This window comes from Thiomicrorhabdus sp. 6S3-12, from assembly GCF_017571475.1.
Lineage (GTDB): Bacteria > Pseudomonadota > Gammaproteobacteria > Thiomicrospirales > Thiomicrospiraceae > Thiomicrorhabdus.
The window spans coordinates 33,168-58,276 of sequence record NZ_JAGETW010000006.1 but is presented as its reverse complement, the minus strand read 5'-3'; the positions used below and the strand labels follow the sequence as shown (position 1 = coordinate 58,276).

The window sequence follows — 25,109 nt, the reverse complement described above, 5'->3', positions numbered from 1 at the left end:
CTGAGAAGGCGTTCACAACCCTGTTACAACAAGGGTTGCAAATACGTAAGCACAGTAACAACAGGTAAAAGGTTTGCGAATTTTTCGGCCGGCATGGTATGATTAGCGGAATTTGTAATTTCAATTTAAACAGCGAGAAACTCGATGAAAAGACTTGATCAAGTATTGGCTGCGGACAAAGTTCCAGCGGAATTAGAACTGGTTATCAATGATGTAATTGTTGCGTGTAAAGATATCGCATACAAGCTACGTCAAGGTGAACTGGCTGGTATTCTGGGCGCAACCGAAGATGAAAACGTTCAAGGTGAAACTCAAAAGAAACTAGACGTTATCTCTAACGACCTGCTTAAAGATATGCTTGTTTCCAACCCTTTCGTTCGCGGAATCGGTTCTGAAGAAGAAGACTACACTGTTGCAGGTTCTGCACAAGGTAAATACCTGGTAACTTTCGATCCGCTAGACGGTTCTTCAAACATCGACGTAAACCTTTCTGTTGGTACCATCTTCTCTATTCTTGAAGCACAAGACGATCGTTCCGGCGACCAGCAAGAAGTTTTCCTACAGAACGGTCGCAAACAAGTTGCTGCCGGTTACGTTCTATACGGACCTTCTGCACTACTTGTTATGACAACCGGTAACGGCGTTAACATCTTCACTCTAGACACGACTGTTGGTGAGTTCGTTCTTACCAAGTCAGGCATCCAGATCCCTGAAGATACTGCGGAATTCGCAATCAACATGTCTAACCAGCGTTTCTGGGAACCAGAAATGAAGCAGTACATCGATGACTGCCTTAAAGGTGAAGAAGGTCCTCTAGGCAAGCGCTACAACATGCGTTGGGTTGCATCTATGGTTGCCGAAGTACACCGTATCCTTATGCGTGGCGGTATCTTCATGTACCCTTGGGATAACCGTGATCCGTCTAAAGCAGGTAAACTTCGTCTAATGTACGAAGGAAACCCTATGTCTATGATCGTTGAACAGGCCGGTGGTGCATCTTCAACAGGTCGTATGGACATCATGGATGTTCAGCCTGAAGGTATTCACGACCGCGTTCCTGTTGTTCTTGGTTCTAAGAACGAAGTAGCTAAGGTTGTTGGTTACCACAAGAAATAATCGAATTTTCGTATGATTCGACTAACACCCGCTCAATGCGGGTGTTTTACGTTAAAACACTTAATTTAAGGAAGTTACACTATGGGTTATGCAGCAGTTCCTGCCGGTAAAGACGTCCCTAACGACGTTAACGTAATCATTGAAATCCCTGCTTTCGCTCCACCGATCAAATACGAAGTGGACAAAGATACCGATCTAGTCTGGGTTGACCGTCTTCAAGGCTCCACCCTTTCTTACCCGGCAAACTACGGTTACATCAACGACACCCTTTCCGATGACGGTGATCCGGTTGACGTTCTGGTTGTCACTCCGCACCCGCTTATGATCGGTTCGGTTATCCGCTGTCGTCCAATCGGCATTTTCAAAATGACCGATGACGGCGGTGAAGATGCCAAAGTTGTCGCCGTACCGGTCGACAAACTTTCTCCGATCTACTCTAATATCGAAAAAGTTGAAGACATTCCGCTACTGAAGGAACAGATCGAACACTTCTTCAGCCACTATAAAGCCCTGGAACCAGGAAAATGGGTCAAGGTTGAAGGCTGGGGCGACGTTGATGCTGCCCGCCAGGAAATCCTGAACGGAGTAGAAACTTACAACGCGAAAAAAGCGTAAGTTTCCCGTTTTAGGCTGCAAGAAATGCCGGAAATATTCCGGCATTTTTGATTGAAAACCAACCTCTCCCTCCCACAGACTTCGTCTATTTTTACCCCCGCCCGACAACGACTGCATCCCTTCTCAGTTAATAAACTGATTTTCAAGGCAATTAATTGTGCATCAAGGCAATCATAAAAAAATTCTGCTATAATATTCGCTAATTTTGTTTTGAATAAATTGAGAAGACATATGGCAGAAAATCGTGACAAACAGCTACGAGCGCGAGTGAAGCTTCTTGGGAATATTCTTGGTAAAGTCATTGAGAATCAAGTAGGCAAGGAAACTTACAACGCGGTAGAAAAATTACGCAAAGGCTACATCCAGCTTCAAAAAGAAGACGACCCAAATCTTCGTCAAGAACTCACGACATTCATCCAATCTCAAACCTCAGAACAGCTCAATCTTATTATTCGTGCATTCAATGTGTACTTCAGTTTGGTTAATCTGGCTGAAGAAGAGCATCAATACCATGAACGCCAAAGCCAGCTTAGATCTGACGGCCCTCTTTGGCCTGGTTCGGTACTGAACACCATTGAAGAATTCAAGGAACAGGGATTAAGCGGCAGCCAAGTACAAACACTGCTTAGCAAACTGAACTACATCCCGGTTTTCACTGCGCACCCAACAGAATCCAAGCGTCGCTCCGTTATGGATAATCTGCGCCGCATTTTCCTTGATATCAGCGCGCTTAACGAAGCTGAAAACTACAACAACGGCTACGTAATTGACACGCTACATCAACAGCTTGAATCGCAAATCCAGGTACTTTGGCAGACCGACGAAGTTCGTCGCCAGAAGCCGACTGTAGAAGACGAAATCCGTAACGGTATCTACTATTTCCGTCAATCGCTGTTTGATGCGGTTCCAAATGTTTATCGTTATATGGACCGCGCTCTGGCCAAGCATTACCCTGACGACAAAATCGAAACACCTAATTTCCTGACCTTCGGTTCTTGGATCGGTGGTGACCGCGACGGTAACCCGTTCGTTACGCACGATACGACAATTCACGCCCTGCTGCTACAGAGCCGCGCGGTGATGTACGAATACCAAAAACGCGTTTTTGACCTGAGCTCAAAACTGACGCATTCAAAACACCTGTGCCATATCTCGCAGGAGGTTGTTAACCGCGCCGCGATCGTCGACACCGACCTGATCAAATCGGTTTTCAACAGCCGTCCGGAACGTTTCAGAGACGAACCTTATCGTCGTTTCCTATACCTGATTCACGGAAAACTGAAACACAACCTGGAACACATCGAAGCGCAGCTTAACGGCGAACCTTTCGATAAGAGTCCGTTTGCCTATGACTCCGAAGACGACTTCCTGAACGACCTGCAAATCATCTTCGATTCATTGTGCGGTCACGGCGATAAAAACGTTGCCGAAGCCGAACTGCTTGACCTTATTCGCCTGGTTAAAACCTTCGGTTTCTACCTGATGCGTCTGGATATCCGTCAGGAATCCACGGTACATACCGAAGCGGTTTCTGATCTGCTGCAGCATCTGAACATCGACTACAACGCTCTTAACGAAGAAGAACGAATTGAAGTTCTGGCAAACCATGTCGCTTCGGCAACCGTTATCGATACTCAGCATCTTGACCTGCAAGAAATGACCAGAGAAGTACTTGAAGTCTTCAACGTCATGCGCCAAATGCGTCAGGAAATCAGTCCGAAAGCGTTCAACAACTATGTTATCTCCATGACACATGAAGCAAGTCACGTCATGGAAGTCTTGTTCCTGGCGCACCAGGCTGGCCTGGCAGGTTATAACGCAGGCCAAGCTTATTGCGACATCCGTATCAGCCCGCTATTTGAAACCATTGTCGACCTTGAGCACATTGTTCCGGTCACTAAAGCGCTGTTCGACAACAACACCTACAAAGAACTGCTGGCAGCATCCGGCAATCAGCAGGAAATCATGCTTGGTTACTCAGATTCGGCGAAAGACGGCGGAAACCTGTCTTCGGCCTGGAGCCTGTACCAGGCGCAGCAGCAGATTATGAAGCTGGCCGACGCCAATGGTATCGATTGCCGTCTATTCCACGGACGAGGCGGAACTCTGGCTCGTGGAGGCGGCCCGACGCACCACGCAATCCTGTCACAGCCGACAGGAACCGTACGCGGTTCGATTAAATTCACCGAACAAGGTGAAGTTCTATCGTACAAATACAGCAATGCTGAAACCGCTATGTACGAACTATCGCTGGGCGTAACGGGATTGATGAAAGCCAGTCAGAACCTGGTTAAACCGGTCACTGCGGACAACAGCAAGTATCTGGATATCATGCAGCAGCTAGCTAAAGATGGGGAAGCCTGCTACCGTGAACTGACCGATCATACCGACGGTTTCTTCACGTTCTTCTACGAGGCTACTCCGGTTACCGAAATCGGTCTTCTGAATATCGGTTCCCGCCCGTCACACCGTAAAAAAGGCAATCTGTCGAAATCTTCGATTCGCGCCATTCCTTGGATTTTCGGATGGGCTCAGGCCCGTCTGACCTTCCCGGCCTGGCAGGGAACCGGGTTTGCTATCGACCAATGGATCAACCAGCACGGCGAAGAAGAGCTCAAAGCCATGTATAAAGAGTGGCCTTTCTTCCGCGCTCAAATGAGCAATATCCAGATGGCTCTGTCAAAAACCAACCTGGTGATCGGTAAGGAATACAGCAAACTCGGCAGCGATCAGGAAATTGCGCAAAATATCTACAACCAGATCGCCACAGAGCATACACGTGCCTGTAAACGTATTCTGGAGATCAGCGAAAACGAATACCTGATGGCGGACAATCCGACCATCGCACTTTCGTTGAAACGCCGCAATCCATATCTGGTGCCTCTGAACAATATCCAGATCGAGATTTTGCGTCGCTATAAAGACGAATCGTTAAGCGATGAAGATCGCAATATCTGGCTGACACCGCTACTAAATAGCATCAATGCTATTGCGGCCGGTATGCGCAACACCGGTTAAAACCGAGCGCTATCGCAAATAAAAACGCCGGGATTAAAACATTAATCCCGGCGTTTTTTGCTTTTTGGGACAGGCTGACTGACAATCAGTCGAAGATTATGTCAGGATTGTCATCCCATACTTCGAAAAAACCCAGTATAATAATCGCCTTATATTTGCCATTTAACTCGGCCAAAAGCCATTAACATCTATTCAGTTCAAGTAACAACGAGAGAACTATGCAAATTACCTTACTTAAATCCAAACTGCATCGAGTTACCACAACACACTCCGAGTTGGACTACGAGGGATCATGCGCGATTGACGGCCATTTAATGAAGATGGCAAACATTCGTGAATACGAACAGATTCAGATATACAACGTCAACAATGGCGAGCGCTTTACTACCTACGCCATTCTTGCCGAAGAACACAGCGGTATCATTTCGGTCAACGGTGCAGCCGCACACAAAGCTTCACCGGGCGATCTACTGATTATCGCAACCTATGCGACCATGAGCGAAAAAGACGCCGATAAATTCAAACCGCAGATGGTTTATTTTGACGAGAACAATCAAGTCACACGGACATCGAACGCCATTCCGGTTCAATTGGCTGAAAAAGCAAGCTGATTTCTTCTGTAAACAGGTGAATCCTCCGGACTCACCTGTCCTCACCCAAAACCGGTAAAGTCGGGCGATTTCTTTTCGCAACCAAGACCTCTACGCGTCGGTTTTTAGCAAACGCCTCTTCCGTATTACGCACATCAATAGGCTGAGTATCCGCCACCCCGACCGCCATACCTTGAGACGGTTCAATACTGCCGTCACGGATCAATTGCGTAATGACCGATGATGCACGTGCGCTGGAAAGCTCCCAGTTAGAACAAAAACGACCGCCGACAACCGGACGACTGTCGGTATGCCCGACAACTTTCACGATCAGATCGGATTTATGCAGAGATTGCAGCTTGCGCAACAGAACCATAAAGCGCGGCTTAAGCTCGGCCTTCCCGGGGTCAAAAGCAATCTGCTCCGGAAAGACCAGCTTTACTTCCTTACTGACTTCATCATACTCAACGGAAATCGCTCCTTCGCCAGAACCGGCAAAACGGTTACTGAGCTCTTTATAGAGCTGCATCATTTCCCGATTGACCATCTCGTTTAAAGCCAGTTTATGCTTAAGTTCCTCTATGACCAGAGGATCGGCCTCAATCTCTTTCTGCACCGACTGGAAAAAAGTCTCCTGCTCCGGTGTCAACTCACTCCCCTGCCCGAGGGTCTCATTAAAGGATTTAACGATCGCTTCGTATTTCGAAATATCCACCGAAGACATGGCAAAGAGAAGGACAAACAACGCCATCAACAGTGACATCAGGTCGGCAAAAGTCGCCATCCATTGCGGACTGCCGCCTTTTTTATTACTCACCCGACTCATCCTTCGCTTTAGGATTAACCGTTCCCTGAAGGTACGGCTCCAGAAGATCGCGCATGACCGCAGGATTATGGCCGCGGGCGATACTACCGACCGCCTCGATAATCATGGCCTGACGGTAGGTTTCGTTTTTCGCCCAGGACTCGATCTTATCGGCAATCGGCAACGCCAGAAGATTGGCAATCATCGCACCATACAAGGTGGTCAGCATCGCCACCGCCATAGCCGGCCCAATCGAAGAAGGATCATCCAGATTAGAGAGCATCTGCACCAGTCCGACCAGTGTACCGATCATGCCGAAAGCCGGCGCCGCCTCACCGATTGATCGAAAAACACCGGCACTGGTTTCCGCTTTATCGGTCAATAACTTGGTCTGTTCGTGCAGACTCTGACCAACCAGCTCGGCTGAATAACCGTCAACCAGCATACGCACACCGTTTTGATAAAAACGATTACCTACCTCGTAATCTTCCATCGCCAAAGTCCCTTTGGCGCGAACCAAGCGTATCAACTCTTCGGTAATATCAACCAGCTCGTTGAGATCGGTTTTCTCTTTATTCACCTTAAGAACGTCAAAAGACATTCCGATCGCGCTGAAAGAATTGGCCAAAGAATAACGAATCATGGTCGCAGCGGCCGTACCTCCGACAACAATCATCATACCGGGAACATTAAAAAAGACGCCGAGCGAAACGCCTTCCCCCATGGACATGGCAACAAGAACAATGGTAATTCCGGCCAGTAGACCAATCAGAGTGGAGTAGCTCATAATAAGAAAGACTCTCGATAATGGTTGGAACCCGAGTCTCGACCCGGGCCCTTAAATTTAGGATGGAAAATTATTTTGGATACTAGCCACGAGAAAGCAATATATTATCCAATAAACGAGTGCTCCCCAATCTTGCAACGGCAAGAATAACAAACGCCTGATCCTGTTCGTTCGATTCAAGAAGCGTCTCAGGATGACGGATTTCAATATAGTCGACTGCATCAAAGCCGGCCGCCAGAATACTCTCCTCTGCTGCACTGCGCAGATCGGCAAAGTTACGATTACCGGATTCCAGCGCCAGAGCGACGTCCAGCAAAGCCACTTGAAGCTTCGGAGCGACCTTCAGCTGATGATCGGTCAGATATTGGTTACGCGAACTTAACGCCAGTCCGTCGTCATTACGCGCAATCGGCGCCGCAACAATTTTAATCGGCAAAGCCAAATCCTCGACCATCGCCTGAATCACTTTTAACTGCTGATAGTCTTTTTGACCGAAAACAGCCAGGTCCGGCTGAACCATATTAAACAACTTCAGCACCACTGTGGAAACGCCGTCAAAATGCCCGGGACGACTGGCTCCTTCCAATAAACCGGTTAAGGCTTGCGAAACAAGCACCTTCGTCTGGCGCTCCTGACCATGCGGATAAACCTCTTGCACACTCGGGAAAAACATCAGATCCGCCTGTGCTTCGGCCAGTTTCTGACGATCATCCTCAAAAGTTCGCGGATAGCATTCAAAGTCTTCATCCGGCCCGAACTGCAGAGGATTGACAAAAACGCTGCATACGACTTTATCCGCTTTCTGTTTAGCCAATTCGATCAAACTCAAATGACCGGCGTGCAGATTCCCCATTGTCGGTACAAATCCGACCGTCAAACCCTGGCGCTTCCACTCTTTAATCTGGGCACGCAGTTTACTTAAAGTTTCAACAACTCTCACGATGTTTCTCTCTTGAATCAAGGGGCTATTAAATGTTCTTGCGCAGGGAACGTCTGCGACTTAACCTCGGAAACATAACTCTCGATCGCTTCTTGAATCGAAGCGTTTTGCTGCAGATAATTCTTACTGAATTTCGGCGCCTTCCCCAGCGTCACTCCGAGAATGTCATGCCACACCAGCACTTGACCCGATGTATGCACACCGGAACCGATACCGATCACCGGAATCTTAAGCTGTAAGGTAATCTCTTGCGCCAAAGTCGCCGGCACGCATTCCAGCACCAGCAAATCCGCCCCGGCGTTCTGCAGATCAGCGGCGTCCTGCATCAGTTTCTGCGCTGATTTCGCATCCTTGCCGCTGACTTTGTAACCGTACTTTTCAACCGACTGAGGCAACAGGCCTAAATGACCGCAAACCGGAACCCCAATATCGGAAAGCGCTCTGACGGCAGGAAGCGCCCGCGCTCCACCTTCAAGCTTAACCATATTTGCACCACCCTCCTTCATCAGCTGAGCGGCCGAGGACAAGGCACTCTCTACCGTGGCATCACTCATAAACGGAAGATCGGCAATACAGTAAGCGGAATGATTGGCTCTTTGCACCATTTGCGTGTGGTAGACCATCTGCTCGATAGTGACCGGCAAAGTTGTTTTATGCCCTTGAACGACCATTCCAAGCGAATCGCCAACCAGAATGACATCAACCCCGGACTGCGCAGCCCAATGAGCCTGAGAAGCGTCGTATGCCGTCAGGCATGCAATCTTTTCTCCCTGAGAATACATTTTTTGCAGATCTGATAAGCTTTTGCACATGGTGTTAACCTACGGTGATTTGAAGCGAAAATAAAAGGGGATGGAGAGGGCATAATTTACCGCAAAAGCGACTTTAAGAAAACTGACCGAGGCAATAAAACAGGAATCTAAAGCGTTCTTAGAAAACTGTCCTGAAGGTCCGAAATCAACTCTTCTACCTTGCCGAGCCCAGGAATAACAACGCCCGGCGCAATTTCCGCCAACGGAACGAGAACGAAATCGCGCAGATGCATTTGCGAATGCGGAATCTGCAAATGCTCGCTTTGTAACTGCAAATCGTCATACAGCAGAATATCCAAATCGATCGTTCGCTCACCCCAGTGGCGTTTTTTGACCCGTCCCTGCTCGATCTCCAATCTTTGCAACTGATGCAGCAATTCGTCCGGCGCCAGCTGAGTTTCCAGCAAGCACACCGCATTGACATAATCCGGCTGGTCTTGCGGCCCCAAAGGACTCGAGGTATAAAGCGCCGAGCTTTTTACCAGCCGGCTTTGAGGCAGACCATCCAGCGAGCGTAGCGCCGCTCGAATCTGTTCGGCAGGTTGGTCCAGATTCGCCCCCAGACCGAGATAAACACGATGATCCATCAATCACGCCTTAGGAGCTTGTATCTTCATTTCCGCCTTGTACCTTGTCGGCATTCTGGCTGCGTTTGCGGTAAAAATTCCGGTTACGCCGACGCGGGCGACGCTTGCGCTGCGGCTTTAAATTGGAAACAAAGGCAACTCTCTCAACTGGTGTTTTTTCCTGATATTCCGTCCACCATTCGAATAGATGCTCCTGATCGGTTTCTCCGGCAGCGACGCGAATCCCCAGAAAATCGTATGCTGCCCGGAAACGCGGATGCTCAAGAAGCGCCTGAGCGCGCTCCCCGCTACGTTTCGGCAAACGGTACTGCAATCCCCAGATCTCACGGATCTGCGCAGTAAAACGCTTCGGAATAGCCGTATTGGTAATCTGCTTCTCAATAACTTCGTTCGCGGCGGCAAACAGTGCATTCTGATGCACCATTCCTTCGTCAAGCAACTCCTGCTTTCTCTGAATCATCGGCTCCCACAGCATCGCGGCAAACAGAAAGGACGGGTTGACCGATTTGCCACTACGGATTCGCGCATCCGTACTCTTTAAAGCCTCGATAACCAGCATACGCGGAAAACCTTCCACTTCCTGTTTCAAAATCGCATCCGTCTGTGGAAAGAGGTGCTCGAACAGGTGATAGTGGCGCAGTTTTTCGAATACCTGCAAAGCCACGCCGCTATGGAACAGCTTCAGCACTTCTTCGAACATACGGGCATTGGAAACATCCAAAAGAAGATGCGCCAGAGCGGGAATCGGCTTCTCGGTTTTCGGCTCAATCTGAAAACCGAGCTTGGCGGCAAAACGCACGGCGCGAATCAAACGAACCGGATCTTCACGGTAACGGGTTTCCGGATCTCCGATCAGACGTAAAACACCGTCGTCGATATCCTGCACCCCTTGACGGGTATAATCCAGAATAGAAAAATCATTAATGCTGTAGTACAGCGCATTAACGGTAAAATCGCGGCGCCATGCGTCTTCATCGATCGTGCCGTAGATATTGTCCTGCAACAATCTGCCGCTTTCATCGACTTCACGCTTCTGGGCAAACTTTTTACGCCCGAAAAATTTATTATCGCGTGGTTGACTGGCAGTCTGGCCACGGAAAGTTGCGACTTCAATCACAACCCGGCCGAAGCGAACATGCGCCAGACGGAAACGACGCCCGATCAAACGGCAGCGCTTATGAAAAACTTTTTTAATCTGTTCCGGTTCGGCGCTGGTAACCACATCGAAATCTTTCGGCTCCAGACCAAGTAGAAGGTCACGCACACAGCCACCGACCAAATAGGCATCGTAACCGGCGCGCTTAAGAGAATAGAGTACATCCAATGCGGCTTTGTCGATCTCTCTACGGGAAATATCATGTTCGTCTCTGGTTATTACGAGAGGAGAATGATCGTCTGAACTTGAGGCGTTAGAGCCGGTAAAAAAGGCACTGATTTTTCGAATAAGACTCTGCATAGATTGTGATTTAATATCTCTGAAACGCTGCCTGCTGACCGCTAAACTAATTGCACTGTAAACTAGGTTCAGTTTATAAGTGGTGAAACTTTAAGAAAGTCATAAAAAATTTTTCCCATTTTAACGCCTTTTGCCCAGACTGCAACGCAAGTACTCGATTTTCCGCCTGCTTTCCGGTCTTTGCAAGCACACTTTAAACAAAAACGGCAACGATCACCTCAACAGACCTGGAAAACCACAAATGACCCCAAACGGAAAAACTGCAAAAATCCCGCATCCAATCTGGTCTTACGGACTGGTTTTTTTCCAGTTCGCGCTGATCGCCCTGCTGACCTTTTCAAGCTTTCCATGGTCACTCGACTACTGGGTACTCATTATCCAAAGCGCGGCCATTCTGCTAGGTCTCTGGGCACTTAAGACCATGCATCTGGGACACTTCAATATTATCCCCGATCCCATGCCGGAGATTGATCTTGTGACGACGGGGCCGTACCGTTTTATCCGCCATCCCATGTACGCCAGTATTCTTTATTTCTTCGCGCCGGTTGCGATAAGCGAAAACCGTGCGGCGATCTGGCTACTGTTTCTGTTACTGGCTTTAACCTTGATTCTCAAACTCTCCTACGAAGAAGCCCTGCTGAAACGCAAACTACAAGATTATGCGCTTTATCAAGATAAAACCCGCAGACTGCTCCCCTATCTTTTTTGAGCCGTCCGGCCCTCTGGAGATTCTGCTCTAAACGTGCGAAAATACTTCGCTATTTAATTATTTTCTGCCGTCTGCGGCATCTATCAACCCAAACAAAAGTTTAGACGAATCATGACAGCAAAACCGACTCTTTTTAGCGGAATCCAGCCTTCCGGCGACCTGATGATTGGCAACTATATCGGCTCAATTAAAAACTGGGTCAAAATGCAGGACGACTATAACTGCCTGTTTTCCCTGGTCAATATGCACGCCATTACGGTAGAGCAAAGCCCTATCGACCTTAAAAACCGTAGCCTGGACTTTGTTGCATGGTATCTGGCCTCCGGGATTGATCCGGACAAGAGCACGGTATTTATTCAATCGCACGTCCCGGAACACGCTGAATTGTCCTGGATCCTGAACTGCTATACCTATATGGGTGAATTGAACCGCATGACGCAGTTCAAAGATAAATCCGCGAAACATTCTCAGAACATCAATGTCGGGCTTTTCGACTACCCTGTTCTGATGGCTGCTGATATCCTGCTCTATCAAACCGAAATGGTTCCAGTCGGAGCAGATCAGAAACAGCATCTGGAATTAACCCGAGATCTGGCCATTCGTCTGAACAATAAATTCGAGCGCGAAATATTTAAAGTACCGGAACCTTTCATTCCACCAGCTACTTCCGGAGGTCGAATTATGAGCCTGCAGGATCCGACCTCGAAAATGTCGAAATCGGACGAAAATAAGGACAACTTCATCGCCCTGGCCGATGACCCGAAAAAAATCCTTAAAAAATTCAAAAAAGCGGTTACCGATTCCGGCTCCGAAATTTACTACGATGTGGAAAACAAACCAGGCGTTTCCAACCTGCTGACCATCTACTCGGTGATCAGCGGCAAATCGATCGACGAAGTGGTCAAACACTTCGAAGGCAAAATGTACGGCCACCTGAAAGTCGAACTGGGTGAACTGGTAGCCGACTATCTGTCGCCGATACAGGAACGCTTCAAGCAGATTCGCGGAGACGAAGCAGAGCTTAAAGCAATTCTTGCCGACGGTGCTAAAAGCGCTCGCTCGCAAGCACAAAAAACGTTGCAAGACTTCCAGGAAACAATCGGTTTCGTTCTTCCATAAAACAATCCCGATATCAAAAGAGGGCAATTCGCCCTCTTTTTATCTATTCATAAAGCATTCAAATAATACTTTTTCTCAAACTTTCCAAGCATCAATAACCGCACTGAACTCAGATCCTCCGCTTTTGGGCGTATAATCATCGCCATTATTCCTGTTAATACACCATTTACCTACAGATAACAGTTCAGACCTGCAAAAAAGCACATCAACGAATTGATTCACCGCTTACAATAAGTACTTATTCGTATTTCTATTACACTTCAGGCTCCCCTATCATTTATGGGGTATATCACAAAACAAGCCTGCTGAGAGGATGTCAAGCATGGAAAAAGGCAACACCGGAAAGTCCATTAAACTTCTCCTGACGATCTACACGATCCTGTTTCTAGCGATCAATATCATCGGAGTCTCTATCTATATTGCAGTTGATAAGCAATACAACACCGAACTGGAAACTTTACACGCCAACATTCAGGAAAAGCGCAAAACTTTCCATGAAATCGATGCCCAACTCGGTTACGGACAATTTATTCACAACTTCAAGAATTTCATCCTGCGTGGCGATAGCGATTACCGCACCTCCAGCTATCTCGAAGCCTTTAACGACAACGTCAAAAACCTCAACCAGGCGCTGCAAAAATACCAAAATTTAGGCGACCTTTCGCCAATAGAAAGCGAATCAATCGAGACCATTCGCAACACCGTCAACGAATTCGCGCAAAAAGCGCAGATCGTCTTGGAACTCAAACAACAGGGCGCGCCGGCTGACTATATTGACAGCCAGGTCGTCGTTGATGACCGGCCAGCCATTAAAGCCAAAGAAGCCTGGTTTAAATACATCGAAACCACCAGCGATGCCAAAATCACACAGCTAAACCAGGAAAGCGCCACTTTTCGCGTAACCGAACTGCTCACCTTCGTCATCATCCTTATCCTGATTAACTTCTTGGCGATAGAACTGCTGGTTCGACAACGTCTGGTCAAGCCGATCGTGGCCTTGCGCGACAGCATTCTTACCGCCTTCCCGAACGAAGAAGGCATGAATCTGGATGCGGTCATGCCGGAAACCGGATCAGCGGAAACCCATAAACTCGGACAATATATCAACTGCATGATCCGCGCGATTCGCTGCAATATGAACAAAGCGGAAATCATCACTCACGTTGTCGACCAAAGCACGTCGAACATTATGATCGCGGACGAAGATCTCAATATCACCTATATGAACGAGTCGATCTTAAAAACCCTGAAAAACGTTGAAGCGGACATCCAGAAAATGCTCCCACATTTCAAGGCGGATGACTTGATCGGCAAAAACATCGACATCTTCCACGTAAATCCGGCCCATCAGCGCAAACTATTGAAAGAGCTGAAAGAGACCTATATCGCCGATCTCTCGCTCGGAGAACTCCACCTTAAAATTATTGTTAACCCAATTTGGAATATCGACGGTTCCCGCGAGGGCTTTGTCACCGAGTGGAAAGACGTTACTCAAGAAGCGAAGATGGCAGAAATGCAATCCAAAGTCGAAACCAATCTGAAAACCATGGTAGAGAAAGCCGCTAAAGGTCATATCGGCGAGCAGATCGATGTCAGCGTTCTCGACGGCTTTATCTATGACTTGGGCGAACAGATTAACCATATGTCCAGCGCCATCGCTACAGCCAACCACAATATTGCCGATGCAATCCATGCACTGGCTGAAAGTGATTTAACCCATCGCGTACAAGGCGAATACGAAGGCGGCTTGGGCGAGATCAAAGATGCCATTAACAGCTCACTGGACAACCTGTCGCATACACTGGCGGAGGTAAACCATGTTGTACACGGTATTGCCGAAGACATGAGAGCAACATCCATCCGCAATGAAAACCTCTCCGGACGAATCCAGCAACAAGCGGCGTCAATTGAACAGACCGCTGCAACAATGGAAGAGATGACCTCGACGATCCGCAACAACGCCTCAAACGCACAACAGGCGGATCAGTTAACCGAAAAAGCCTCGCAAAAAACCCAGCAAGGGGCTGCAATCATGGCGCAAACCATTGACGCCATGCAACAGATTAAAACTTCTTCGGAACAGATCGAGCAGATCATCGGCCTTATCGACTCCATCGCCTTCCAGACCAACCTACTGGCTCTCAACGCGGCTGTAGAAGCAGCACGTGCCGGTGAACACGGTCGAGGATTTGCCGTTGTAGCCGGTGAAGTACGCGCTTTGGCAGGAAAATCCGCCGATGCCGCCAAAGAGATTAAAGGCCTGATCGATCGCTCGGTTGAAAAAATTCAGCAAGGTACCCAACTGGCGCAAAACTCGGGCGATTCACTCAACGAAATCAATGATGCAATCCAACAGGTCACCAGTATTGTCGCTGAAATTGCCGCCTCATCGAACGAACAGGCTCAAGGCGTCGAGCAATTAAACCAGGCGATTGCTTCGCTGGACAGCAACACCCAGGAGAACGCCGTTCTCGTCGAAGATTCTGCCCGAAGTGTCGCCTCAATCGAACAGCAAACATCGGGACTTGTCGAACGCATGCAGCAATTCAAAATCGCTGTCGAATTCACCGAACAAGCCAGAAGAAATTCTCAAAAAGCGCACGGAACCCAACCTGCTGCAATCGCAACAAATCCAAGCAGCGCGACAAAGATCGAAAGATCCAAACCGCAAAACCAAGGGGCCAAAGAGCAGCCGGCGTCCAAACCGGAAATTATTAGCCCGCTCAAAAAGAATACAACCGACGAAAGTTGGGAAGAGTTCTAACCCAAAATCCGTTAAAACAAACTAAAAGCCCGCATTATGCGGGCTTTTTTATACATTAGCATTGCGTAATATAGAAGCAGACAATAGAGGAGAAATTATTTTTATTTTAATTTCGCGACAAAGATAAGTACTCTTAATACATGGTTATAAGCCATTTTCCGCAATAGAACCAGAGGTACCATTATGAAAACTACCACTTTAATTGCATCCGGCGCTTTAATCGCGTCCATCTTCTCCGCCCCAATTGCCAGCGCTCAAACAACGCCTTCAACCAAACAAATCAGCTGTGAACTCATGAAAGTCGTAGCACAGGACGTAATCAGCTCCCGACAAGAAGGTCAAGTCATGACGGCTGTCGGCAACCGCTTACTTGAGCAAGGCTGGGAATACAAACAAGCCAACAGCATCGCCTATCAATATTTACAAAAAGCCTATAAAGTGCCTGTTCAACTTGATGATGAAGCCAAACAGCACGTTATCCAGCAGTTCAGCAATCAGGCATATGAAGACTGCCTATGTAACTGGAGCGCTAAACCACAGCAGGGAATTTAAACCGCACAACAAACCCGTTATGGCATTACATAAAAAAACCCAGTAGCCAAAAACTACTGGGTTATTTTTTTGCCGAATTTTATCAAAAGCTTCTCAACAGCCTAAAAGCAAAAAACCCCGTCAGTTTACACTAACGAGGTTTAAGAATAATGGCGCGCCCGAAGGGAGTCGAACCCCTAACCGCTCGGTTCGTAGCCGAGTACTCTATCCAGTTGAGCTACGGGCGCTTTGTTTGTGGCGCGTATTATAGTTATCAACTTTATCTATGTCAAATAAAATTTAAACTTTTTTGCGCTAGGCTTGCTTGTTCCAAGAGGTTCATCGCTTGCCTGTTGAGCGCGTATTATAGGGACTAAAAATCGCCTGTCAACTCTTTTGCAGCGATTTTTAAAAACTTTCACCAACAGCAAATCAATGCGCGAAAATGCACGAATTCCCACCTCTGCCAAAATGCCGTAACCTGCTTGAATAAAAACTTAAAAGCGTCTCTTCTGCTCAGGCTTTTAAGAAAATTTGTTTTAGATTTCACCTAAATAGTTGATTTTAAGCAGGCAATACGAAATTGACAGTATCCAAGGCTTATGAAATCATAGTCGTAAGCAGCATTTACTCGGCATTACTCCTAAGCTGTCTTCATCATTTTAAGGATCATGCAGTGGCGATATTTTCTTCTTACCACCTAAAGACGGACCTTAATCGGCGGAAATTATTCTCTACTTTCGTTGGCATTCTTTCGTTGAGTCTACTCTTGAATGTCCAAATCCTAGCCGCGGCGGATGCCACCGTCTCCGTTATCGTCCACTACCCTAATGGCCATGTCGTCGAATATCAGAAGCAAAACGCCTACAGCCCGGAAATGATCGATAAAATATTCACCTCTAAGTTACGAAGCTGGCCAAACGGTCTGCCGATACAGGCCTTTATCCTTCCGGTAAACAACCCCGTTCACAGAGAGTTCGTTCATAAATACCTGAATACCAACGTTTACCAGATTCAACGAATCTGGAACAGACTGATTTTCAGCGGTCGCGGTATCGCTCCGATAGAACTCCTGAATGAAGAAGAGATGATCCAAAACGTTTATAAAACACCCGGTGCAGTTGGCTACATTTCAACACGAAACCTTTATAGACTCTCACAAACATCTATTCTAAAGGAGAGCAAATAATGTTCCCGGCCATGCATCTCCGAAACCGTTTCGGCAAATCCGCCTGCAGACTTTCCTGCGCCATGATTCTAGCCTCAGCAATGGCGGCATCTCCAGCAAGTGCAGAAGTCCAAGCCAACGCTTTTATCTCACAGGGATTCATTAAGTCGTATGACAGTCCGTTTTTAACCAAGGACTCGGAAGAAGGATCTTTCAAACTGAATGAAATTGGTTTGAACCTGAACTGGATTTACAACTCCGACTGGCGTTTCAGCGGCCAGCTTCTCTCACAGACTTTCGGTGACATCTATGAAGGTGAGCCCAAGATCGATTACCTTCTGGCGGATTATCTGCTTTTCGACAATGGACTCAACAGAGCGGGCATTCGTGCCGGGCGCGTCAAAACCCCTTACGGTCTATACAATGATTCGCGTGACTACCCTTCTTCGCGGCCTGGAATCTTTTTACCAAGCGCTATCTATTTCGAAGGGCTGCGCGACTTTATGGTTTCCACCGACGGCGTCAACCTCTATTCAACCCATTTCCTTTCCGGCGGAACCCTGGAAGTTGACGCCTATTACGGTGAAAAATCGAGTTCCGACGATTCGCTTGAACTCTATCTTCTGAAAGGGATCGATAACCGCGGTGACATCAACCGCATGAGAAAATACGGGCTCAACCTGTATTTTGAACCGAATGCACTCCCAAGTATGCGCTTCAATTACAGCTATATGAATGCCGAACCCTTGATCGATCTGGACCCTGCAATCACGGGCCTTATCAGCGATGCCCGATACGCTGTAGGCCTACATATGCTTTCAGCCCAGTATCAATACAAAAACCATATTTTCAGTTCGGAATATATGGATATCCAGACCCATACCGATATCGAATACACTTTCCAACCCTCTGACAATATCGACACCAAAGGCCATGCTTACTATTTCCAATGGCAATGGCTCCCTTTGCCGAGCCTGGAAACGTGGCTTCGTTATTCCTACTATCTGGGTAACAACGACAAAAGAGATGAAGACAATCTGCGTGGTTACAGCAAGGTCTCAACCCTGGCATTACGCTGGCACATTCTTCCGGAGCTGAACTTCACGGCGCAATACGATCATCGTCAGGGGCACGCGAATATACCGATATTCCCGGAATATGACGACAACGAAATGGATAAACACTGGTCAGTGCTGTCGGGTCAGTTAAACTATCATAAAAAGTTCTAACCCCATCAAGGACCTGACCCCCTATGAAGGCACAAAAGATCCATACCGCAACTCTGAGTTTACAAGCCGTTTCGGTATTGATTTTTGCCTTATTTGTCTGGATATTGGGAGAAAATCTCTCAACGCTGTCCGAAGAGATCAAATGGATCGAAAGCTCTAAAGACGCCATCAAGATCATAGAAACGACCAATCAGTTAAGCGAAGAGGACAACCTCGGTTACCGACTGATTAACGGCGAAAGCCATTACTTTACTTTCTGGCAGGCCTCGCAACAGAAAACCGATGCCTTAATGGCAAACTTTCTTGGAAGCACGCCGCTCTTCGAGATTCCCGGACTCGAAATAGCCTGGACAAACTTTAAAGATAAACGACAGGTAATCGAGAACTGCGCCAGCGGAAAAAGCTGCTATTACTCCCCCTACGAAGGCGAAGAGATCCCGCCTCTTGAGCTCCAGAACATTCTAATCAACGCCAAGAAAAAGCTTTTCAACAGCCATTACTTCAATAACAACATCAGTGCCTTAAGTGAGTTTGCCTGGCAGTTTAAGATCTGGAACAGCCGCTACCGCAGACTGTTGAGCATGCTGGAAATTTATGCTGAAAAGCCAAGCCCGCAGCTACGCAAGCACATACTGGATATCAGCCTGATTATGGAAAAAAACGGGCTGCAACTGGACGCTGATCAAAACCTCTTCCAAACCTATCCGCTGATTTTCGAAAAGCTTGGAACTATCGCTAAAGACTACCAGCAAATCACAATCGATTATCTTCGCCCCCTGCACCAGTCGGGGAATGAACTCGTCAAACTCGAACACCTTCCGGAAGGCAATCACAATACGATTGTCGAACACTCCAATGCCATGCAGAGTTTGGTATATGAAACCATTATGCAAGAGGTGAACAAGCTTTATCACACCCGCTTCAACAATATTCTGTTCAAGTCCCTGCTAATGCTGTTCGGCTTTATCGCACTGATCGTGCTGATTCGTCTGGTGAAAATTTCAGCGCTCGAACCGCTACGTCAGAATGAGGCCATTCTTGAAAATGCCGCCGCCGGGATTATCCAGATCAATGCCCAAGGCGTTGTTACCCGTGTCAACCGCTCAGCCGAGGAGATGTTTGGCTATTCCGGTCAAGAGATGATCGGCAATAATATCGAAATCATCATGCCCCCTTCGTATGCCAATCACCATCAGGAATACATTAACCGTTACCTTCAAAACGGTCACGGCCATATTATCAATCAGGGCGAGCGCGAGGTTGAAGGGCTGCGCAAAAACGGCACTACTTTTCCGCTTGCGCTGGCCGTATCGGAGATTAAACTGCAAAACGATTCGGAATTTATCGGCATTTTGACCGACCTCACCGAACGCAACGAAGCCCGAGACGCGGCCCAATTAAGAAACAAACTACTGGACGCCTTAAAAACCGCTACGGAAGCCTCTGTGGCGACACAAGACGGAGAGAATAAAGTCTGGGACAAGCTGCTTAAGGTCATTCTCGGCATTACCGGAAGCGAATCCGGATTTATTGCCGAAGTCGTCTACAAAGACGACAGCCACCAACGCTGCCTTAAAATGCATGCCATGAGCAATCTTGCCTGGGATAAAGAGTCCCAGTATATGTACGATCAGTTCAAACAATCTCAGGAATCGTTCTGCTCACCGGACACGCTGATCGGTCAAGTACTCTACAAAGAGCACATGATCATCAACAATCATATGGAAAGTGATCCGCGTTCGCAGAAGACCCCTAACGGCCACCCCAAACTCAAACGCTTTATCTGCATCCCGATCAAAAAAGGTAACCAGCTCATTGGCATTTACGCTTTGGCTAACTCCAGAACCCCGTACAACGAGAAAGTAGTCGAGCTGCTTGAACCATTCCACAGCACCTGCCTGGTCATGTTCACCGGCATGCACGAAGCTGAAATCCGCAAACAGCTGATGGAAGAGTTGCATACCGCAACACAGGAAGCCATTAGTGCCAAGGAAGAAGCCGAGGCCGCAGCCGAAACCAAAGCAATGTTTTTGGCCAATATGAGCCACGAAATCCGTACGCCAATGAATGCAATTATCGGTATGGCTTATCTTGCCTTGAGAACCAAGCTTGATCCGCGGCAAAAATATTATGTCGAACGAATCCATTCGGCCGGCGAATCGCTTTTGAAAATCATTAACGACATTTTGGATTTTTCGAAAGTCGAAGCCGGCAAGATGGAAATCGAATCCATCCCGATGAAACTGGAAGAAGTGCTCGGCAACTCGGCCAGCCTGCTGGCGGAAACCATTCAGCAGCGACCTCTGGAACTTTTAGTGGAGATCAAATCCAAAGACGTTCTCGGCAACGCCGGCTGGGTGTTGTGTGATCCGCTGCGTCTTGAACAAGTCATTAACAACCTGCTGTCCAATGCATTGAAGTTTACCGAAGAAGGCTATGTCAAACTCAGTATCGACGGTAAGTTCACCGGAAAAACCATCCAGGTACATATCGAGGTTGAAGATACCGGTATCGGAATGACTCAAGACCAGGTCGCCAACCTGTTCCAGCAATTCAGCCAGGCGGATGGTTCGACAACCCGCAAATACGGCGGGACAGGATTGGGACTGGCGATTTCACAGAAAATCATCAACCTTCTTGACGGCACCATCCGTGTCAAAAGCGAAAAAGACAAAGGGTCGACATTTTATTTTGATCTGGATCTGCCGGTCGCGCCTCAGCGTCGTGATCCAACTCAAATCAAAGAGAACCTCAAAGCGCTGATTGTCGACGATGTAAAAATTGCTCAGGAGATTCTCGGTAATCTGCTTAAAATCTACGGCCTGCAGATCACCAGTTGTTCAAATGTCGATGAAGCCCAGAAAGTTGTCTGTACCGAAGAGTTCGACCTGATTTTCATCGATATGGTCATGCCTGAAAAAGACGGTGAAGAGTTTATCAAATTCATCAAGCAGCACTGCCCTGCTCAACTGCCTAAATGTATCCTTGTCTCCGCCTACGATCAGGAGTCGATGGCCGAACTGGGTAACCGGTACGAGATTCCGGACGTTCTGAGCAAACCGGTATTGCCGAAACATATCGAACAACTACTAGCGCAGCACTTCCCTCACCTGCGAAGCACTTTAAAACTGGAGACAACGAACGGCGAAATCGATCAAAATATGGATCTGAACGTCTCTGGAATGAAAATACTCCTGGCGGAAGATAATCTTTTAAACCAGCAGATTGCCGTTGAGTTGATGGAATCCAAAGGCGCTCAGGTAACCGTGGTCAATAACGGACTGGAAGCCGTCAAGGAGTTGCAGGCCAAAGGCCCCGACTTCTACGAGATGGTATTCATGGATGTGCAAATGCCCGAAATGGACGGCCATACCGCGACCAAAACCATACGCAAGGATCCCCAGTTCAGCAAATTACCGATTATCGCCATGACGGCGCATGCGCTTGAAGAAGAGCGTCAGCAATCTTTTGCCAGCGGCATGAACGACCATCTAAACAAACCGGTTGACCCGCAAGAACTTTACCGCATTCTGGGCAAGTATTACCACGGAGACGCTTCTGCTTTTTCCGACTCAAACATGAGCTCTAACGACAAAGAGAGCATTTATTCGAAAAAAGGTCAGGCCTTCAAATGGGTCAATCTTGAAGAAGGACTGCGTATGGCTGGAGGTTCAGAAAAGCTGTACCACTCGATCCTTGAACAGTATGTAGATAAGTACCAAAATCTACCGGAGCATTTTCTTCAGTTTCAGGAAGATAACAACTACCCGGAAATGTTACGCCTGATTCACTCCTTTAAAGGCATCAGCGCAACGGTTGGCGCACAGAAACTTTCCGCACATAGCGCTGAGTTGGAAAATTTTCTGAAAGAGCATGAACAAGACTGGACAACAAATCAGAACGAGCTTGAAGAACGCCTAACCAAGCTGGAAAACACTCGCCAAGCCGCTTTCGAGGAACTGTCCGTTTATTTACAAACATTGAACGATGAAGAGACGAAATCTCACCCCGATACGTCTTCACCAGTTGACGCCACGGAACATCAAGATAAACTGAATCAACTCAAGGCAATGCTGGAAAGTTTCGACGGCGAAGCCACCGTTTACTTTGAAAACAATCAAACGCTCTTTGAGAAGCTGCTGGATAAAAAACGTTTCAACACGCTTTTACATGCAATCAACAACTTTGATTTCGACAAGGCGCTGGAAACGATTAATTCAACCGATGAATAAAGCAAAGCAGCCAATAAGGAAATTCCGCGCCCGGCTTCGATTGAGAGCCTGTTGTACACAACACCTGCCAGAAGAGGCTAACAAGACGTAAAAGCGTTATTAAGAAATATAAAATTGCGTTATCTATAAATCCATCAAATGATTGAATCATCATAAATTCCACTCTTATATATGATAGGAGCGGTTTAATGTTTATAGTCGACGATAGCGAAATGGGAATTGCTTCATGAATAAACAGTTTGTCGCTGTTATTACCGTTATTTTGTTTATTTCTCTGGTGTTTATTTATGATGTTTACAGTAATGTCACCAATACGTATCGAAATATTTCCAGCCAGGTTGAATCACAACAAACAAAGCGCAACCTTCTGACGACTATGCACAATGCCGCTCGAGAACGCTCTTTAATTCTCTTGCAGATGATGGCTGAAACCGACGAGTTTATTCTTGATGAATATTCTCTGCGCTTGAGCTTGCTGGCCAACCGCTTTATCAACGCCCGCCAAGAGCTCTACACCCTGAAGCTGAGCGATAGAGAAAAATCATTACTCTCCGAACAAACGGCTCTGACTAAAATCAACGCCCCTCTTCAAGATAAGATTTCGCAATTATTTCTTGACGGCGCCAAAGAAGAAGCGACGACGATCCTGCTCAATAAAGCAATCCCCGTCCAAACCGAAATTCTAAATAAATTAGCGGGCGTGATTGAGCTAGGAAGTATCGAGTCGACACTTTTGGTGGATAACGTCAACCAGAAGCTTATCGGCTCCAAACTGCGATTTGGCCTGATTTTCCTGATTTTTGTTGCACTGGTTTTATTTTTATTTTTCTACGCCTTTAGAAGCTCCCGTAAGGAACAACGTTTACTGGCTTCCAACTTGAAAATGCAGAAAGAGATTTCCGAACAACTGCAAACCTCGAAAAACAAATTAAGTCAGTATACCGATGCACTCTCGACCTTTACCGTGATGTTAACCACAGACGGGATGATTGAACTGGTTAACAACTCTGCCGCGACGTCCATGGGGAGCAATCAAGACAATTGGGTTGGGCGATATTTTTTCGAGTGTTCCTGGTGGGGAGATAATTCGCTGCGCTCGCAAATTAAGTCCGATATTCAAATGTGTGCTTCGGGGCATCAGATCAATAAAGAAGTAAGCATTCGAGCTGCGGATGGGCAAAAAATGATCATTCACTTTATTTTGACCCCGATCCGTAATTCCGAACAGGAAATTACCTACCTGGTTGCCGAAGGGCAAGATATTACCGAACGAAAAATGGTTGAAAAGAAAATTTCTTACCAGGCTTCGCACGATGCCTTGACCGATTTGATTAACCGATACGAGTTTGAGCACCGCTTGTCCCTGCTGCTGCAAAGAGCGGAAGATCACCAGTTACACTATGTTTTTTACCTGGATCTGGATCAGTTTAAAATTGTTAATGACACCTGCGGTCACAGTGCCGGGGACGCATTACTACGTCAAATCCCGCGTTTGATTCAGCCCTATATTCGTCAATCTGATGTCCTGGCCCGCCTCGGAGGCGACGAGTTCGGTATTATTCTCGAAAACTCGAATCAGGATAATGCCAAATCCATTGCCAACGAGATTATCAACGCGATTCGCGATTATCAATTCGCCTGGGAAGGAAAGGTATTCCGTATCGGTGTCAGTATTGGAATAGTTGAAATTGATGATTCCATGACAAAGCCGGATATGATTATGAAGTGGATCGATTCCGCCTGTTATGCCGCGAAAGACAAAGGCAGAAACACTTTCCATTTTTATGTATCCAACGATGAGAAGTTGCAGCTCAGAGCCGAAGAAATGGGCTGGATTTCGCGTATCGAGTCCGCCCTGCAGGAAGACTTGTTTGAGCTGTATGCCCAACCGATCATGACCATTAACAGTGACAAGGATTCCGATAAAGACAGAATGAACTATGAACTGCTGTTACGGATGAATTCCGAGAATGGTATTGCCCTTCCCGGCGCCTTCCTCCCCGCCGCAGAACGATATGACAAAGCGATCGATATCGATTACTGGGTATTTTCGAAAGCGTTTGCTTTATTCAGGGAACATCCCGGCTTTTTACCTTCAATCGGTTATTGCGCCATTAATATTTCCGCTCAATCCCTGACCTCACACGAATTTTTAGCATTTTTAACAGGCAAGTTTTCCGAAATGGGCAGCCTGGCGCAAAAATTCTGTATTGAAGTCACTGAAACTACGGCAATCGCAAACCTGGAGAATGCTCAGCACTTTATCTCTACTTTGAGAGAAAAAGGGGTGACCTTTGCACTGGATGATTTTGGCAGCGGATTATCCTCTTTCGGGTACTTAAAAACCTTGAAGGTAGACAAGTTAAAAATTGACGGAATGTTTGTGAAAGACATTGCTAAAGATCAGATTGATCATGCTATGGTTAAGTCGATTCATGAAGTCGGTACGGTAATGGGGCTCAAGACTGTCGCTGAATTCGTTGAAAATGACAGCGTACTTGAAAAGCTTAAGCAGATTGGCGTGAACTATGCACAAGGCTATGGAATTGGAAAAGCTCAGCCCTTAATTGAAATTTTACAGCGTTAGAATCTCTAACAATTTCTTGCATACAATCCCTGCTGCATGATCGG

The 25,109-nt window shown here is 47.1% G+C and carries 18 protein-coding genes and 1 tRNA gene; 12 read left to right on the top strand and 7 right to left on the bottom strand.

Features of this window, described 5'->3' with window-relative positions; genetic code table 11:
• Positions 1–144: 144 nt before the first annotated feature.
• From J3999_RS08120 to panD, 4 genes are all read left to right on the top strand, one after another.
• On the top strand, positions 145–1,116 hold the full coding sequence (locus J3999_RS08120; protein ID WP_208127409.1) for a class 1 fructose-bisphosphatase: 972 nt from the start codon (positions 145–147) through the stop codon (positions 1,114–1,116).
• A gap of 81 nt (positions 1,117–1,197) precedes the next feature.
• Entirely contained in the window at positions 1,198–1,731 is a 534-nt protein-coding gene (gene ppa, locus J3999_RS08115; protein ID WP_208127408.1) for an inorganic diphosphatase, read from the top strand.
• 231 nt (positions 1,732–1,962) lie between these two features.
• Complete coding sequence (gene ppc, locus J3999_RS08110; protein ID WP_208127407.1) at positions 1,963–4,749, top strand: phosphoenolpyruvate carboxylase; 2,787 nt, start codon at positions 1,963–1,965, stop codon at positions 4,747–4,749.
• 218 nt (positions 4,750–4,967) lie between these two features.
• The gene (panD, locus tag J3999_RS08105; RefSeq protein WP_173285589.1) at positions 4,968–5,360 is read left to right on the top strand and encodes an aspartate 1-decarboxylase; all 393 of its coding nucleotides are present in this window, start codon (positions 4,968–4,970) and stop codon (positions 5,358–5,360) included.
• Between the two features lie 31 nt (positions 5,361–5,391).
• Here the strand turns inward: panD and J3999_RS08100 are convergent, their stop codons facing one another.
• From J3999_RS08100 to pcnB, 6 genes are all read right to left on the bottom strand, one after another.
• A complete protein-coding gene (locus J3999_RS08100; protein ID WP_208127406.1) occupies positions 5,392–6,156 on the bottom strand; it encodes a flagellar motor protein MotB in 765 nt (254 codons plus the stop codon).
• Positions 6,149–6,931: a motility protein A gene (locus J3999_RS08095; RefSeq protein ID WP_208127405.1), complete on the bottom strand. Its 783-nt coding sequence runs from the start codon at positions 6,929–6,931 to the stop codon at positions 6,149–6,151. Before J3999_RS08095 ends, J3999_RS08100 begins: the two co-directional genes overlap by 8 nt.
• A gap of 82 nt (positions 6,932–7,013) precedes the next feature.
• Positions 7,014–7,871 (bottom strand): pantoate--beta-alanine ligase, encoded by an 858-nt coding sequence (gene panC, locus J3999_RS08090; RefSeq protein ID WP_208127404.1) that lies wholly within the window; start codon positions 7,869–7,871, stop codon positions 7,014–7,016.
• Between the two features lie 17 nt (positions 7,872–7,888).
• The gene (gene panB, locus J3999_RS08085) at positions 7,889–8,683 is read right to left on the bottom strand and encodes a 3-methyl-2-oxobutanoate hydroxymethyltransferase (protein WP_208127403.1); all 795 of its coding nucleotides are present in this window, start codon (positions 8,681–8,683) and stop codon (positions 7,889–7,891) included.
• 107 nt (positions 8,684–8,790) lie between these two features.
• The gene (gene folK / locus J3999_RS08080; RefSeq protein WP_208127402.1) at positions 8,791–9,270 is read right to left on the bottom strand and encodes a 2-amino-4-hydroxy-6-hydroxymethyldihydropteridine diphosphokinase; all 480 of its coding nucleotides are present in this window, start codon (positions 9,268–9,270) and stop codon (positions 8,791–8,793) included.
• A gap of 10 nt (positions 9,271–9,280) precedes the next feature.
• A complete protein-coding gene (gene pcnB / locus J3999_RS08075; protein ID WP_208127401.1) occupies positions 9,281–10,726 on the bottom strand; it encodes a polynucleotide adenylyltransferase PcnB in 1,446 nt (481 codons plus the stop codon).
• Between the two features lie 241 nt (positions 10,727–10,967).
• On the opposite strand from pcnB, the gene J3999_RS08070 reads away from it, so the two are divergent.
• From J3999_RS08070 to J3999_RS08055, 4 genes are all read left to right on the top strand, one after another.
• Positions 10,968–11,435: an isoprenylcysteine carboxylmethyltransferase family protein gene (locus tag J3999_RS08070; RefSeq protein ID WP_208127400.1), complete on the top strand. Its 468-nt coding sequence runs from the start codon at positions 10,968–10,970 to the stop codon at positions 11,433–11,435.
• A gap of 111 nt (positions 11,436–11,546) precedes the next feature.
• Positions 11,547–12,554: a tryptophan--tRNA ligase gene (gene trpS / locus J3999_RS08065; RefSeq protein ID WP_173285608.1), complete on the top strand. Its 1,008-nt coding sequence runs from the start codon at positions 11,547–11,549 to the stop codon at positions 12,552–12,554.
• A gap of 322 nt (positions 12,555–12,876) precedes the next feature.
• Complete coding sequence (locus J3999_RS08060; RefSeq protein ID WP_208127399.1) at positions 12,877–15,318, top strand: methyl-accepting chemotaxis protein; 2,442 nt, start codon at positions 12,877–12,879, stop codon at positions 15,316–15,318.
• A gap of 183 nt (positions 15,319–15,501) precedes the next feature.
• On the top strand, positions 15,502–15,870 hold the full coding sequence (locus J3999_RS08055) for a hypothetical protein (RefSeq protein ID WP_208127398.1): 369 nt from the start codon (positions 15,502–15,504) through the stop codon (positions 15,868–15,870).
• Positions 15,871–16,020: 150 nt separating this feature from the next.
• Here J3999_RS08055 and J3999_RS08050 read toward each other — a convergent pair.
• A tRNA-Arg gene (locus J3999_RS08050) sits at positions 16,021–16,097 on the bottom strand.
• 521 nt (positions 16,098–16,618) lie between these two features.
• On the opposite strand from J3999_RS08050, the gene J3999_RS08045 reads away from it, so the two are divergent.
• The 4 genes from J3999_RS08045 to J3999_RS08030 all read left to right on the top strand — a co-directional run bounded on the left by J3999_RS08045 (position 16,619) and on the right by J3999_RS08030 (position 25,065).
• Entirely contained in the window at positions 16,619–17,038 is a 420-nt protein-coding gene (locus tag J3999_RS08045; RefSeq protein WP_208127397.1) for a hypothetical protein, read from the top strand.
• Positions 17,038–18,246 carry a hypothetical protein gene (locus J3999_RS08040; RefSeq protein ID WP_208127396.1) on the top strand — a complete coding sequence of 403 codons (1,209 nt, stop codon included), beginning with the start codon at positions 17,038–17,040 and terminating at the stop codon, positions 18,244–18,246. Before J3999_RS08045 ends, J3999_RS08040 begins: the two co-directional genes overlap by 1 nt.
• Positions 18,247–18,269: 23 nt before the next feature.
• The gene (locus tag J3999_RS08035) at positions 18,270–22,478 is read left to right on the top strand and encodes a response regulator (protein WP_208127395.1); all 4,209 of its coding nucleotides are present in this window, start codon (positions 18,270–18,272) and stop codon (positions 22,476–22,478) included.
• Positions 22,479–22,704: 226 nt separating this feature from the next.
• Positions 22,705–25,065, top strand: a complete 2,361-nt coding sequence (locus tag J3999_RS08030) for an EAL domain-containing protein (protein ID WP_208127394.1) — start codon at positions 22,705–22,707, stop codon at positions 25,063–25,065.
• Positions 25,066–25,109 lie beyond the last annotated feature (44 nt).